We start from the raw sequence: 14308 nt of genomic DNA, 5'->3' as shown, positions 1-14308 counted from the left end.
ATGGGGTTCTTCGAACTCATCCGGCAGGTGGTTGGCACCTTGGGGATGAACAAACTCCGCAGCGCATTGACCATGTTTGGCATCACATGGGGCATCGCGTCCGTCATGCTGCTTTCCGGACTGGCAACGGGTTTCTCCGAAGATTCCTTGAGTGGCATTCGCTCTTTGGGAAAAGACGTCGTTATCGTTTGGGGCGGACGGAAGAGCATCGCCACGGGTTCGACGCGCAAAGGAGAGACAATCAGGTTCACCGAAAAAACGGTAGACGCACTAAATGCGAAGGCCCAGCTCTTCGAATTTTCGCCTGAGTTGTCCGCATGGAGCACCGAAATGCGCGCGGGACCGAGGTTGTTTAATACTCGTTTGGCCGGAGTCGGCGAAACTTACGGTGAACTCAGAAATGTCATCCCTGATCACGGCCGCTGGATTTCGCATAGAGACATCAAAGAAGCTCGCCGTGTTTGCGTTATCGGTGATGAAGTTCGCAAAAAGCTCTTTGGCGACGGATCGGATCCTTTGCATGAACGAGTCTTGGTCGGCGGGCGTGAGTTTTTGATTATCGGCTGGAAATCCAACAAGAAACAAAACTCAACCTACTATGGTCCGGACAATGATGTCGTCTGGATTCCCTATACGACTCAACTTGCCCTCTATGACCGCTATTGGTTCGGCAACGTGATCTTCTCCCCAAAGAATGTCGATCATCACGATCTCGCCGTCAAAGAATTCAAGAACATCGTTGCGAAAGTTCACAAATTCGATCCCGAAGATCCAGAAGCGCTTAGCCTTTGGGACACGCACAAAAGTGCGATGGAAACCGAGCAGGTCTTTGACGCAATCAATGCCCTTATGGTCGCGATTGGTGCGATAACCTTAATGATTGGTGGCTTGGGCGTGATGAACATCATGCTTGTTTCGGTTGTCGAGCGTACGCGTGAGATCGGAATTCGCCGTGCGATCGGAGCAAATGCGATTGACATCGTCAAACAATTCTTCCTCGAGTGTTTGATCATCACCGTTGTGGCCGGAGTCGGCGGTATGTTTGTCGGGTGGGGGTTGATCGAATTGCTGAATAGTGTCCAGCTTCCGGACGGCGTCGCACCGCCGATACTTTCGGAGAAAACGATGTATGTTTCTGCGATGATGATCGGATTGGTGACGATCTTCTCCGGATTATACCCCGCGATTCGCGCGGCGCGAGTTAATCCCATTCAGGCCTTGCACCATGAATAGGACATCGATCTGTTTCGTCATTCTGGCGGCAATCTGGCTGTCAGGCTGCAACGATGATAGCACTGGCGGCTACATTCGACCTGAACCCCAACCGGTATGGAGGGCACAGCTAGTGGTGCCTCGCGGCAAGGCACCGGCCATTTCGCCGGACGAGACCAAGATGCTCTTTCTCCGTGAAGGTGAAGGTCTGTTCTTGTGGGACAATGGTGTTGTCACGCGCGTTTCACCGGCTGGACTCACTGCGCGTCCTGACTATTCGTGGTCTGTCACCGGCGAAAACGGTTTCGTGTATTCCATTCCCGGCGAGCCCGGCAATGGAGCGGCATTGATAATCCGCGACGAAAACGGTCGGACGATTCAACTCTGGAACCGCGGATCCGCTCCGGCGTACAACGCGCGCGACAATTATGTATTGTGCGAAGGGCCGACTTCGTCTTCTGCGGAATCCGGTATTTGGATGATCGACTTGCGGTCTTTTGCGGTCAATCGCCTGACGGATGTCGGCACGGCTCCGCGGATTGGCCGTCGCGGCGACTATTTTCTTTATCTTGAATCGAACGCCTTGTCGGTCGGCGATGAACTTGTTGCTCGCGGGTTTGACGGCCCGCTTGATGAAGTCGTGACAGATCATGTCTCACGTTATACCTGCGACTTTGACGACGGTGCCATACTCGCGGAGCGCATTGTTGACTCCACCGGCGTGTCAAGTATCCCGGCGGTCTACGTCACCGGACTAAACTTTCCGTTGCCCGATGTCTTGGTTGCGGTGCCCGCCACCGGTGCCGTCTGGTTGAACGACGGCATGCTGCTGAACAAAATTTCCGGTGATTCACTCGATGGACTCTATTACTACGATGAAATTTCCGAATACCTCGTCGCTGATTCTCTTTACGATGCCAGCGCACACAATTCGGCGCGAATTTTCGCTGTCGGGTCGGCGGGAATCTATCTCCTAAGCAAAATTTAGGAGAATCTCTCTCAAAACAAAAGCCCCGCCAATCGGCGGGGCTCTTTCATTTCCTGAAACTACGTCAGTAGTGCGTGACGACCAGCTTGTCTTCCGATTCGCCGGCGATGAATCTGCGTACGATGTCGATACTCTCCGTCTTAATTTGCTTTTCGTTGCCGGAGAAGACCACCTGTCCCAGATGCAGCATGACGATTCGATCGGCAATCTTAAATGCCGAGACCATGTCGTGTGTGACGACAATCGACGTGACTCTTAATTCTTCTTGCAGTCGAACGATCAAATCGTTGATCGAGTCGGCGGTAATCGGATCGAGACCCGTGGTCGGTTCGTCGTACAAAACGTACTGCGGTTTCAATGCAATCGCACGCGCCAAACCTACGCGTTTTCGCATACCGCCGGACAGCTCTGACGGCATCGATTCTTGTGTTCCTGACAGACTGACAAGATCGAGGCACTCGGCGACTCGATGGTCAATTTCACCTTGAGTCATGGTCGTGTGTTCCACCAGTCCCAAGCCGACATTCTGCGCCACGGTCATCGAGTCAAACAGTGCGGCGCTCTGAAACAAGACTCCAAACTTCATGCGAATTCGGTATACGTCCGCTCGCTTGGCGCGGGAAATCCTGTCGCCGTCGACCAGAACTTCACCCTCGTCAGGATCAAGCAATCCCACGAGGTGTTTCAAAAAAACGGATTTGCCGCAGCCGGATTGACCGATGATCACCAGCGCTTCTCCGTCTTCGATCCGCATATTTACTCCGCGCAACACCTGCTTGGAGCCGAAATTCTTCTTGACGTTGCGTGCTTCTATCATTAGAATAAGATCATCGCAATCAGAAAGTCAAGCGCAAGTACGGTTATCGAACTCCAAACGAAGGCTTTGATCGTCGCGGTGCCGACGCCTTCCGCGCCGCCGCTTGCGTCAAAGCCGACATAGCACCCGATCATCGAAGAACTAAGTCCGAAGAAAAGCGACTTGAGCAGACCTGAGAAAATATCATATAAATGAAAAAACGCCGGAATCAGTCCAAAAAACTGAGACGACGTCATGCCCAAAAATACCGTTACGACAAACCAGGCTCCGACAATCGCGATGAAATTCACCTGCAACACCAGCACCGGCATCATAGCCGTCATCGCTGCGATGCGCGGCACCGCCAAGTAACGCGTGCTAGAAATCGCCATGGACTCCAGCGCGTCAATCTGTTCCGTGACCCGCATTGTGCCGAGTTCTGCTGCGATAGACGCGGACACTCTGCCCGAAATAACCAACCCCGTCAGCACCGGCCCCATTTCCAAGACGATACTTTTGAAAACTCCGGGGCCGATCATGTCGTAAGGCATATAGCCATCGAGCTGGTAGTGAAGCTGCCAACCCGAAACCGCACCGGTAAATATACCTACTAACAACACAAGCGGTAAACTGTCAACGCCAAGTCGAACGCATTCCCGGACAAACAAATGACGCCGCGAGAAGACCGCTCCAAGCTCAGTGGAGATTCGACCCATCAGTATGCCAAATCTTCCAAACTCTGCGACCAGCTCGATCAGCAGTCTGCCGGCCGTTTGAATCGGAGCGAGGAAAATGTTCGACGTAATGGGAGGCTTCGCCAAGTCTTAGTACTCCGCTCCCAATGAGAAGTAGTAACGCGGCTTCGACGTGTCCACGCCGTCGGTCGACCAAGCGACGTCCCACCGCAATAGCAAGAATCCGAGATTTGATCTCCATCCGAATCCATAGGCCGCCTGCAAGTCGTGAAGCCTGCGGTTTCCGTCTTCTCCGACCGAAGTCAGCCTGAACGAATCGTTGAACCACGCCGCACCGACGTCTGTGAACAATGCGCCGCGCACGTCTGCCAGCGCCAGCGGCAGAGGCCAGCCCATTTGCAGATAGCGTACGAGCGGGAAACGGAATTCTTGGTTGGTCAGAAAGTAGCGGTTGCCTGTTCCGCGCTTCTCAAAATAGTCGCCGCCACGGAACGGTGTCACGAACGAGGAGAAATAGAAATCATTGATCTCGTCGGTCGGAATCTCGTTGTTTTCAAAACGGCGGTTGATCCAGTTTGATACTCCGCCCATGAAAAACCTCTGCGGTTCCGGTCCGCCGCTAAGTCCCGCTGTCAATCGCGACGCCCACGAATAGTCGCGGCCAAGCCTGAAGTACTGCCGCAAGTCACCTTTCGCAGTGTAAAACTCCGAACTCCATATCTCGTTGTTCTTGCGGTCGCTTTGCAGATTGGGACTATATGAAGTGGATACGCGATAACGAGTTCCGTTTACCGGGCCGGTGCTGCCCCACACGACTGTGTCGTGAACGTAGCCGAGTTCCGGAAGCAAAATTCTCCGCCGCGCAATCTTGCGGTAGTCATAGTATCCGTACTGGTCCGGCTGCCAGTCCGCACGGTCGATACCGTACCCGCCGACGATCAGTTCCGCGCGCGTGTACTTGGAAAACGGATAGCTAAGATCGAACTGCAACTGCATCGTTTGGTCGCGCACGTTGCCCGCGTCCAAATAGTAAACATAGCGGTAGAGTCCAGCGCCGTAATTGATGCGGTGCGGCAAGTAGTAGTATTGTAGTGAGAAGTTCGAATTGTCAAGATTATTGAAATCGTAGTACAGATCCGTGTTCAAGACAATTAGCTGGTTGCCCATCAAGTCGCTGAACAGAATTTGTCCCGTACCCTGCGCACCGAAAAACGAGCTGTAGGCCGCCGTGGCATACACGTAGTCCGGCGTGAATTTTACCCGGTACTTCTTGCTGAAGAATCCGCCGCCCGGCTTGCGAGTGTTGACCGTGTCGGCCATCGCGCGTTCGTTGTGTTCGGAAACCTCTCCAATGCCGTCTGCAAAAACGTAACGCGAATATTCGCGAGTATCTTCCCTGAACTCGAGTGATGTGGCGCTTGTTTCCGCCTGCTCGCCGACTTCGGGTTCAACGGCCTCGGGAGTTCCGTGTTGTCTGAATGCGGTCAACACCGGAGTCTTGGCTTCCATCTTATCCGGCGCTTTCAGCAAGTACAAGTCATACCCGCCTTCAAAGAACGACGTGAACACCAGCCTGTTCGACAGAGCGGAATAGCTCGGCTGAAAACATCCCGTCAATGCGTTCGTGATGGCGACCGTCTCCATGGTTTCCAAATCCATGCGGTAAAGATTGGATATCCCGCTTTCATCGGAAACGAAAATCATGTTCTTGCCGTCCGGTGAAAGTGTCGGCAGCTTTTCAGTGTACTCACCTGTGGTTAGCTGCTCGCACGAATCGTCGCCAATCGAAATGCGGTAGATATTCATCGACCGGTAGTCAAATTCCCACATGTTGAATGACGGGTCGTATCCGGACACTCTCAGCGAATCCTTTCGATCTGAAGAGAAGTAGAGCATCTTTCCGTCAGCGCTCCACGCCGGATCGTCGTCGCTGAACACGTCATTCGTAACCTGAACAAGTTTGCCCGACTCGATTTCGTAATAGTAGAGGTCCGATTCGCCTGACTTCAAACCCACAAAAGCGATCTTGCTGCCGTCCGGGGAAAACACCGGATTGAAAACACCCTCAAGTTTCGGGCGAAAGCGCTTGACCACGTCGCGTTTGTTGACATTCAAAATATTGATCGCGTCATAAGCTCCGGCTTTTGACGCAAATGTTATCGATTCTCCGTCAGGTGACCAAGAGATGCGCGCGTCAAGCCACTTGAGCTGCTCGAAATCCCCGCTGCGTTCGCCCTGAAGTAGCCTGTGAGCACGCCCCGTTTCCAAATCCTTCATCCAAATATCGAAATAGTCCGATTGGTCGGAGAGGTAGGCGATTCGCAAACCGTCCGGCGAAATTGATCCGCCGTTGTTTACAAAATTCCGCAATTCGCGGTGGTTGGTCACGCGTTCCGCAAAATCTTCAGGTGATTCGTAGTTCGCGACTCCCGGCCAATAGAGCTTGCGAAGCCAATTCTGCCACGCGCGGTTAAATTCCTCCATCTTGAGTCCCGTAGCACTCTTGAGAGAACGAGGCACTTCCCGAGAAGACTTCACTTTGTTTACGAGCTCGCCGACTTTCTCTTTGCCGTAGCGTCGGTCAATGTAATAGAAAACCGATTGTCCACCCTTGTACGCGAAATACCCGCCAAGGTAATCGATAGGGGGGAGGTAGCCCGAAATCGTCGCGTCACGCATGAACATGTCCGCTTCAACGTCCCATCCGCCGCGCGATTCGTATTCGGCCAGTCCTTCGGTAAACCACAATGGAATATCCGACGTGGCAACGCCGATCAAAATACTCTGAAATCCCGTGCCATAAAACATCCGCAGATTCACGGCGTGACTCAGCTCATGGTGAATCACGTGGCGAAAGGACTCATAATTCCCTGTGAACGGCAGCACAACGCGGTTCTTCAGGAACTCCGTGAATCCGCCCAGCGCTTCATCTTGAATTTGCAGTGAAACGTTTGTCTGTTGGAAGCGATTGTGCGACGCATAAATGATGAACCTAACGCGGCCCTCGAGCGTGTAGTCCCAACTAGCCTCAATCAAACTCAGCGCGCGCTCGGCCGTCTCCGCCGTAAACTCGGCGATCCGCTCTTGTCCTGCGGAATAATACACGTCAAAATGCTCCGACTGGATGTACCTCCAATCGAAGTCCACATACTGCACTTTGTTTTTGCCGAATCCCTGAGCAAACCCGGACACGGCAAAGGCAGTCAATATGATTAGGAATGTGAACAGTCTTGACATGTAAATCTCCGCTTGTGCGCAAAATCCCTACACCTGAGAACTCCGTCCCAAGCACACAAGTTTCCAATATTTTGCAAAAAACGCCCCGTGCCTGTAGGCTGCGGGGCGCAAATCTTCTTTCTGACCTTTTCAGCCACCATTCAGCTACGGACCAAGTACTTCAGCGACCATCTCTAACAGCTCCTCGCTTTTGATGGGCTTGGTCAGATAATTGTACGCACCTTCTTTGATTACCTGAACCGTGTCTTCAATCTTCGGGTAACCCGTCAAAATGACTATCATTGCTCCCGGGTCGACCGTCTTGATTTCGCGAAAAACGTCGATACCGCTCTTGCCACGGAGCTTAACATCGAGGAAGGTCAATGCCGGTTGCTTCTCGAGATGAAGGGAGACGGCCTCTTCACCTGTCGGGGCGGTCAAAACCTCATAGCCTGCGGCTTGCAACAGGTCAGACATCACTTGCAAGATCATCGTGTCGTCGTCAACGACCAGCACATATGATGACCGAGGCTTGGTTTCTGATGCCTTCTGTTTTTCGATGTTTTGTCGGATTTCTTCGAGATTGCGCTCATCATAGAGCCGCCAACCACGCCAGTCCCGACGCACTTTGGTGATCAGCCCCTCTCGTTCCCACTTGAAAAGTGTAGACTTAGATATCTGGAGATTCTCACAGACATCCTTGGAAGAATAGAACTTGCCGTCACGTCCGGTCATAATACCTCACTATAGTAGTTATAGTTAGTAATATAACCAACCTTCGACTCTAAGTCAAGCCCAGTTGACCCCGCAGTCACCTTAGGACTTACCGTTCTTCTCGTCTTCCCCGGACAGGCCCTCTTTGAATTCACGGGCGCCCCGGCCAAGCCCGCGCATAAGCTCAGGAATTCGTTTCCCGCCAAAAAGCAGCAAAACGATGGCCATTATCAGCAGAATTTCTACCCAGCCGAACCGCATCTCGGTTTCCTTTTAGAATAGACTCAAATATCGCAACTTCAGCAAATTAACGGAATCCCAAAGCCAAATTCAAGTCTCTCAGGGAAGCGTGGCCCGCACGACGTAAAAGGCCTCACCAAGTGACGTCAAAACGCCGCTGTCCGTCCACGTTGTGTCTGAAGTTATTCCAACGGACGTGTCAAATGGTCCGTCTACCAGTGCCGAGCGGTAGATCGTGTAAGAGGGAGCCCCCGTATCAGACCAGTGAAGTACGGCATCGTTTCCGCTCGGAGCAATCACAACCTGCGGCGGAATAAGTCCAAAGCCTCTGACTTTGATGACTCGTTGTCCGGGCCTTGAATTCGGATGCACGCCGTTTTCAGGAACCCACAGCATATCACAGGCATCCCAGAGGTATGAACGGGCCGTGGCAGCTCCGTCCTCATCCAATCCAAAGGCCGTCGAAGTCTGGCTCACGCCGACATAAAAGTCACCGAAAACTGCAATGGCCGGTTCCCCGTTCTTCTGGAAAACAGTTCTGCCCGTTCCCGGGCTGCTGCCCGCCGCTCCATTGAGCGAATTCGGAACCGTTCCCGATGTGAACGCGCCGAGCGTGTCACCGGGCAGACCGCTTGGACCATTGGAGTCCAATACATACACGTTCATCAAGCCGTGTGCGGAGTCAGGCTTGCGCACCGAAACGGCATATTCTGTTTCGCACAACACAAACGGAGTGATCGGAGGAGTGAACAACACAGCCCAAGTCATTCCCTGATCGGCAGACCATTGATAGCTTTCCACCGATCCATCATCATAGGCGATTTCGCTGGGACACTGTGCCGCAACGACCACGTCAAAAGTGTCCGTGCGCGCTGTCAAATTGCCGGCATCCGTGTCTTTCAAGAAATATCGGATGAACCCTTCGCTCAGCGGTATGGTCCCAGAATAGCCGGCGGTTACGGATGAAAGCTGCAGACTGTCCTTGGTCGCAAAATCGTTGGTCGTCCAAATGAGATAGGGAGCGAAAAAGGCTCCGTCATCCAGCACTTGGCAGAAGAAAGCCACATTTCCCGGAAGTGGGTCACAGATGGGATTGTGCAGAATCTCGGGAGGCTGGTTGCTCGTCAGACTTTTTATTTTGAACATCGCGGAAGTGTCGCCGATCGAAGGTGCGCTAAGACTCAATACTCTCACGCGCGCGGAATCGGTAACGGGACCGGTCACTGTCCAACCAAAAAATCCTGTGTTCGGAGTCGAGGTCGTGAGCACTTCCCAGCCGGGAGAAGACGGAAGCCGGTTCAACTCAACCCGGACATTTCCGCTGACGCCGAGCGCTGTCCACTGAATATCCATGTTGAATCCAACATAGTGCGAATCATTTGCCACCGGAGTGAAAATTGAAATATCGCGCTCGAAAACCGTAAAATCATTGTCAGAGATATCCGAAAAAGTAGGTGCGCTATCCAGCACAACTTTGATGCGGGCCTGAGTCGTGGGATCACCTGTGACCAACCACGAGAATTGTCCGTCGTTTGCCGTGCCGCTTGCCAAAGTTTCATAGGTTCCGACCGCACCGTTTCTCGATAGCGAAATCGATACCGTGCCGCTGTAGCTGGTCGTGTTCCACGTAACCGACATGGTGTCGCCTTGTCCGAAACTCTCACCGCCATTCGGAGAAAGTACAGCGACGCTCGGTGACGGTGCCACTTGTCTTACAATCTCCATAAAAACGGGAAGGTGGTCTGTCGCGGCATGCAGCGCGTCTGCAATGCTGTCCGGCACGGCGAAATTAGTGCCGCTGTTGATTGCCTGTCCAAAGTGCAGCCCGTCATTTCCGTACTCCGTATAGCTGCTCGGAATCACTTGCCACCCCGGAAGTCCTTGGAATAGGTAGGTGGGCAACAAGAAGTCAAACCGGTCGTCCAGCCCACCGGTGGAACCGCCGTCTCCAAGGTCAGTAACTCGTGGAGATTGTGTATGAATATCCGCAAACGATGCCGAGTTATGCCACGATCCGGGTTCATTCAAAACGTCGTAGAGCCGGCCGTCGTTGTCCGCCTGGCTTTCAGTGAGAACTTGAAATGCGCCTTCGGAACTCGTATACAAATTGAAATCGCCGCCGAATATGTAGTAGCCCGGTCCGAGCCCGTTCAGGTGGTTGCGCACTATAGTAGCTTCGGCCTCGCGGTCGGCCTCAAACCCTTGGCTGGCCTTCAGGTGAGCCGAATAGATGCGAATATCAAGGCTGTCGGCAAAGACCCCAGCCGGCCGAAGGAGGTAACCGTTGATATCCCGGAGCTGTGTGGAAAGTACGGTCTGCGACAGGAAGCTCACTACTGACGGCTTATAGAACAATGCGTTGTCCGTGTCCGGACCGTTGGAAAACGGCGCGTTTGTGTACGTCCCCGGCTGCCCGTTGTTCAATACCTGACTCAAGAATTCGCTAACCCCGGAAGACGACTGCATCTCTTGGACAATGAGGATGTCCGGATCTGTGGCATGTAGTACTTTCTGAAACTCGGGGTTTCGACTTGAGGACGTCGTGCCCGGGTAATTCAGGAGATTATAGGTCATGACGCGCAGTGTGTCGTAGGTCTGCGCGTAAACGACTCCGGTCCACAAAAAGGCGGAAACAACAAAGAACAAAATCAATCGAAATGTCTGTCTCATCTTGGGGTCGGGTTTGTTCGGGTTCATATAAAGTCCAACTCATAATTTACGACACAGACCACCCGATTGCAAGTACGCAACTCTAAATCAATAATATCCTTGACCTTTAGATTGGGAATGGATATATTGAAGATTGGTGGTTCTTTGCCGTAAAACCAAAATAAACAGCCTTTCAAGATTCCCGATTCCAAATGGTCTCGAGGAGTTGGGAGGACAATATCCGCCACAATGAACATGCCTACCCTACAGTACTCTGGAAAGAAGTCCGGCGGGTCCTTTCGATTCGAATACCTGAGAATCGAAAGCGGCCACCGTCCAATTCCATGGAGTGAACACACACAATGGAGTCCGGCGATCGATCTCTATGGAAATGAAAGTGTCGTCGTCCTTGAAGTTCATTTGCCGGATATCGCGCCAGAAGAAACTACAATCGAGTTTATCCAGAACCGCGTCCGCATTTCCGGACAGCGCAAGGACATTGGGTTGCCCGGTCGCCGCGAGTTCTTTCACGTCGAAATTCCACGGGGACATTTCCAACGTGAAGTTGTGCTTCCTAACGGCGTCGACATCCCAAAGGCGGAAGCCAAATTTGAACTGGGAGTTCTCAAAATTGTTGTTCCATGGATCAATCGCGAGTGGGCGGTTGCTGTCAGGTCTGCACGATTTCCCGAGGAGTGGTCATGAGCAACGCTGAAAAAAACAATACTCCGCCGTCACAGTCTTCAAACGGTGTCCCGGAACCTATACGTATTCCCGAAACTTGCCCTGCGCTGCTCTTAAACGACGTGCTGATCTTTCCCAACACGATTGTCCCGCTGGCCATCTCGTCGCCTGCCATGATCGCGATGATTAACGACGTGCTCGCCGGTCATCGTGTCGTCGCCGCCTTTTCGCGGGCACAGGCTCCTCGCAGTGACAAACCGGAGGACCAGTTCTACTCTGTCGGAACGGCTGCTCATATCATGAAGATGTTCCGCATGCCCGACGAGTCGATTCGCGTACTAATCCAAGGCATGGTTCGCGTCAAACGTCTGGATATTCTCCAAACCGATCCCTATTTGCAGGTCAAGATTCTGCCGATGGCGATCCCACGCGACAGCACGATTCAAATCGAAGGGCTGACGCGCACGGTGATCAGCGATTTCTCCAAATATGCGGAAGAAAATTCGCTGCCTGATGAAGTGCGTATTGCCGTGCATAACATCAATGATCCCGGCGCACTTGCCGACATCGTGGCGTCGAATCTTAGTCTCTCTATCGAGGAAAAACAACAACTTCTCGAAACAAACGAGCTCGAATTACGCCTGACTCTCGTGGCAACTCATCTGTCAAGGGAACTTGAGCTGCTGCGCATCGGCTCGGAAATTCGCGGCAAAGTCGAAAAAGAGCTTGAGTCAAACCAAAAAGAGTACTTCCTGCGCGAACAGCTAAAGGCCATCAAGCGAGAACTGGGCGAAGAATCTGAAACCAGCACCGACGTTGCGGAGTTTGAGAAGAAGATTAGCGAAGCAGGATTGCCCGCACAAGCCGCTGAGGCCGCTCGCAAAGAGCTCGACCGCATGCGGGTCATGTCCATTTCTTCAGCCGAATACTCGGTGTCCCGTACCTACGTCGAATGGTTGGTCAGTTTGCCGTGGAGCAAGGCTTCGATCGACGAACTGAATCTGACGCAGGCAGAAAAGGAACTCGATGAAGACCACTACGGATTGTCCGAAGTCAAAACACGTATCGTTGAATTCCTGGCGGTTCGCAAACTGAAGAAAGACAATCGAGGGCCGATCTTATGTTTTGCCGGACCTCCGGGAGTAGGGAAGACTTCGCTCGGGCGGTCTATTGCGCGTTCCATGAATCGAGAATTCGTGCGCATGAGTCTCGGCGGTGTTCGGGACGAAGCGGAAATTCGCGGGCATCGCAGAACCTACGTCGGGGCTATGCCCGGCAGAATTATTCAATCGATCAAGCGCGTGGGCGTCAAAAACCCTGTTATCATGCTTGACGAGATTGACAAGCTCGGTATGGATTTTCGCGGGGACCCGGCTTCCGCATTGCTTGAAGTACTCGATCCGGCGCAAAACAACTCGTTCTCCGATCACTATCTTGACGTCGAGTTCGACCTTTCGTCCGTGTTCTTTATTACGACCGCCAACGACATCGGCCAAATTCCCGGCCCTTTGAGGGATCGGATGGAGATCATTGAAATCCCAAGTTACATCACGGACGAAAAGATACAAATCGGTTTGCGCTACCTGCTGCCGCGGCAAGTCGAGGAATCAGGTCTTAAGCCTTCCAATTTGAGCATTAACGAAGATGGAATGCGTGCGATTATTCGCGGGTATACCCGCGAAGCCGGAGTGCGCAAACTGGAACAACGCATCGGCGCGATCTGCCGCAAAATTGCGCGCACTGTCGCCGACGGCAAACGCAAACGCGTCACTATTACGTCAAAGTCTGTAGGACAGTATCTGGGCCCCGCTCCGTTTGCTGAAGATGGTTTGCCGGAAGAACCGCAGATCGGAGTCGCACTTGGTTTGGCATGGACTCCAGTTGGCGGAGAAATTCTCGTCATCGAGTCGACGTCTATGCCCGGCACGGGAAAGCTCCAAGTGACCGGACAACTCGGCGACGTTATGAAAGAGTCTTCACAAATCGCGCTCTCTTTCTTGCGTGCCCATGCCGACCGCTTGAATATTGACTCGGACGTATTTACTAAGAAAGACATTCATCTGCACGTTCCCGAAGGCGCACAACCGAAGGAAGGGCCCAGTGCCGGTATCGCACTGACGTCGTCTTTGGCGTCATTACTTTCCGGTAAGCCCGTGCGCAATGATCTTTGTATGACCGGTGAAATTACCCTAACCGGCCAAGTTCTTCCAGTCGGTGGTATTCGCGAAAAAATCGTCGCCGCCGCCCGTCGCGGTATCACGACGATCGTCATGCCGAAGGCGAATGAAAAGGACCTTTTTTACGTTCCTGAAAACATCAAGTCCCGCTTGAAATTTCACTTCGTTCATGAACTCGAGCAGGCGTTAAAAATTACTCTCAAATCCGCGAACCACAAGAAGTCACGCGCAAACGCCAAGGTATAGTTCGTGTTCTCCCGTCTTCGCGAATGGTCTTTCTGGTCACTGCTTTTCCCTTCGAGATGCGTCTATTGCGCCAAGGAAATGCCCGGATCGTCCGTGCTCTTCTGTGATGCCTGCTGGGCCGAGCTCCCGCGTGCTGAAAAGACTCCCTCTGAAAAGACTCCGCGGCATGTCGACCGATTGCACGCCGGTTTTGCGTACCGGGAAGGCGGTATCACACGTGAAATCGTACATGCCCTGAAATTCGACGGCCATACTTCGCTTGCTCCGAAGATGGCGGATTTTCTGATTCGAACTCTGCCGCCCGGTTTTGTGCAAGAAGACGTCGTCTGGACTCCCGTTCCGCTGCATTGGCTAAGGCTCGGCGACCGGTCGTTCAATCAAAGCATGCTGCTCTGCCGTGAACTGACCGGAAGAATTGGCGGAGAAACACAGCCGCTTCTAAAACGAACACGCAACACTCCCGCGCAAAGCGGGCAAGGCTTTCGTACCCGCCACCAGAATGTCAAAGGCGCATTCAGTTATTCATTTAGCGAGGAGACTCCCAAATCCGTGTTGTTGATTGATGATGTTGTTACGACCGGCGCGACGGTTTCAGAGTGCGCGCGCGTCTTGAAGAACCAAGGCGTCGAGCGCGTACAGGTGCTGACTTTCGCGAAAGCGGTTTCATGATGATCGACAACCCAACCAAAGG

11 protein-coding genes are annotated in these 14308 nt (G+C 52.9%); 5 read left to right on the top strand and 6 right to left on the bottom strand.

All coding sequences use genetic code 11. The features are described 5' to 3' along the window. Together H6507_05270 and H6507_05265 are read left to right on the top strand one after the other, a co-directional pair. Nucleotides 1–1233 carry an ABC transporter permease gene (locus H6507_05270; GenBank protein ID MCB9368497.1) on the top strand — a complete coding sequence of 411 codons (1233 nt, stop codon included), beginning with the start codon at nucleotides 1–3 and terminating at the stop codon, nucleotides 1231–1233. Beyond that, nucleotides 1226–2200 carry a hypothetical protein gene (locus H6507_05265; protein ID MCB9368496.1) on the top strand — a complete coding sequence of 325 codons (975 nt, stop codon included), beginning with the start codon at nucleotides 1226–1228 and terminating at the stop codon, nucleotides 2198–2200. The genes H6507_05270 and H6507_05265 overlap by 8 nt, the downstream gene beginning before the upstream one ends. A gap of 64 nt (nucleotides 2201–2264) precedes the next feature. Here H6507_05265 and H6507_05260 read toward each other — a convergent pair whose 3' ends face one another. From H6507_05260 to H6507_05235, 6 genes are all read right to left on the bottom strand, one after another. Beyond that, nucleotides 2265–3017: an ABC transporter ATP-binding protein gene (locus H6507_05260; protein MCB9368495.1), complete on the bottom strand. Its 753-nt coding sequence runs from the start codon at nucleotides 3015–3017 to the stop codon at nucleotides 2265–2267. Continuing rightward, complete coding sequence (locus H6507_05255) at nucleotides 3017–3712, bottom strand: ABC transporter permease (protein MCB9368494.1); 696 nt, start codon at nucleotides 3710–3712, stop codon at nucleotides 3017–3019. Before H6507_05255 ends, H6507_05260 begins: the two co-directional genes overlap by 1 nt. A gap of 108 nt (nucleotides 3713–3820) precedes the next feature. Continuing rightward, nucleotides 3821–6928, bottom strand: a complete 3108-nt coding sequence (locus H6507_05250; GenBank protein MCB9368493.1) for a PD40 domain-containing protein — start codon at nucleotides 6926–6928, stop codon at nucleotides 3821–3823. A gap of 144 nt (nucleotides 6929–7072) precedes the next feature. Then, complete coding sequence (locus H6507_05245; GenBank protein ID MCB9368492.1) at nucleotides 7073–7642, bottom strand: response regulator; 570 nt, start codon at nucleotides 7640–7642, stop codon at nucleotides 7073–7075. An 81-nt stretch (nucleotides 7643–7723) separates the two neighbouring features. After that, the gene (locus H6507_05240) at nucleotides 7724–7882 is read right to left on the bottom strand and encodes a twin-arginine translocase TatA/TatE family subunit (GenBank protein ID MCB9368491.1); all 159 of its coding nucleotides are present in this window, start codon (nucleotides 7880–7882) and stop codon (nucleotides 7724–7726) included. Nucleotides 7883–7960: 78 nt separating this feature from the next. Beyond that, entirely contained in the window at nucleotides 7961–10558 is a 2598-nt protein-coding gene (locus H6507_05235) for a hypothetical protein (protein ID MCB9368490.1), read from the bottom strand. Between the two features lie 207 nt (nucleotides 10559–10765). Here H6507_05235 and H6507_05230 point away from each other — a divergent pair, with 207 nt between their 5' ends. From H6507_05230 to H6507_05220, 3 genes are read left to right on the top strand one after another with little or no spacing between them, the layout of a single operon-like run. Continuing rightward, entirely contained in the window at nucleotides 10766–11215 is a 450-nt protein-coding gene (locus H6507_05230) for an Hsp20/alpha crystallin family protein (GenBank protein MCB9368489.1), read from the top strand. Then, a complete protein-coding gene (gene lon, locus H6507_05225) occupies nucleotides 11212–13617 on the top strand; it encodes an endopeptidase La (GenBank protein ID MCB9368488.1) in 2406 nt (801 codons plus the stop codon). Before H6507_05230 ends, lon begins: the two co-directional genes overlap by 4 nt. 3 nt (nucleotides 13618–13620) lie before the next feature. Next, nucleotides 13621–14286 (top strand): ComF family protein, encoded by a 666-nt coding sequence (locus tag H6507_05220; GenBank protein MCB9368487.1) that lies wholly within the window; start codon nucleotides 13621–13623, stop codon nucleotides 14284–14286. Nucleotides 14287–14308 lie beyond the last annotated feature (22 nt).

Source organism: Calditrichota bacterium (assembly GCA_020637445.1).
In the GTDB taxonomy this organism is placed as follows: Bacteria; Electryoneota; RPQS01; order RPQS01; family RPQS01; genus JABWCQ01.
This window is presented reverse-complemented; position numbering and strand designations above follow the sequence as displayed.

Bases quoted from the DNA above. Each gene is read 5' to 3' on its own strand.
- H6507_05270 (MCB9368497.1), top strand. From the start codon at position 1: ATGGGGTTCTTCGAACTCATCCGGCAGGTGGTTGGCACCTTGGGGATG.
- H6507_05265 (MCB9368496.1), top strand. From the start codon at position 1,226: ATGAATAGGACATCGATCTGTTTCGTCATTCTGGCGGCAATCTGGCTG.
- H6507_05260 (MCB9368495.1), bottom strand. From the start codon at position 3,017: ATGATAGAAGCACGCAACGTCAAGAAGAATTTCGGCTCCAAGCAGGTG.
- H6507_05255 (MCB9368494.1), bottom strand. From the start codon at position 3,712: ATGGGTCGAATCTCCACTGAGCTTGGAGCGGTCTTCTCGCGGCGTCAT.
- H6507_05250 (MCB9368493.1), bottom strand. From the start codon at position 6,928: ATGTCAAGACTGTTCACATTCCTAATCATATTGACTGCCTTTGCCGTG.
- H6507_05245 (MCB9368492.1), bottom strand. From the start codon at position 7,642: ATGACCGGACGTGACGGCAAGTTCTATTCTTCCAAGGATGTCTGTGAG.
- H6507_05240 (MCB9368491.1), bottom strand. From the start codon at position 7,882: ATGCGGTTCGGCTGGGTAGAAATTCTGCTGATAATGGCCATCGTTTTG.
- H6507_05235 (MCB9368490.1), bottom strand. From the start codon at position 10,558: ATGAACCCGAACAAACCCGACCCCAAGATGAGACAGACATTTCGATTG.
- H6507_05230 (MCB9368489.1), top strand. From the start codon at position 10,766: ATGCCTACCCTACAGTACTCTGGAAAGAAGTCCGGCGGGTCCTTTCGA.
- lon (MCB9368488.1), top strand. From the start codon at position 11,212: ATGAGCAACGCTGAAAAAAACAATACTCCGCCGTCACAGTCTTCAAAC.